Origin of the sequence: Hoeflea sp. BAL378, assembly GCF_000759435.1 — a bacterium.
Taxonomy (GTDB): domain Bacteria; phylum Pseudomonadota; class Alphaproteobacteria; order Rhizobiales; family Rhizobiaceae; genus Hoeflea.
In genome coordinates, this window is record NZ_JRJG01000256.1 from 1 (window position 1) to 225 (window position 225).

Consider the following 225-nt stretch of genomic DNA (forward strand, 5'->3'; position numbering starts at 1 on the left):
AGATCGCCAAGTACCCCGATGTGTTTGACATGGTTCTCATTGACGCTAACGTTCTCCAGCTCGACCGCAACGAGATCATCAACAAGTTGGCTGATGCCGGCATCGGAGTTGCCATCGGCACTGTCCTCGCCCAGGGGCACCTGGTCAGTCGTAAGATCGGGTCATTCCACGACTTGTCCTTCTTCTGGTATCTGGCGCGGACCCTCATCAAACCCACGACAAAAG

General features: G+C 55.1%; 1 pseudogene. It reads left to right on the plus strand.

Annotation, left to right across the window (positions count from 1 at the left end):
• Positions 1 to 225, plus strand: a pseudogene (locus LL06_RS27845) (aldo/keto reductase); the annotation flags it as partial.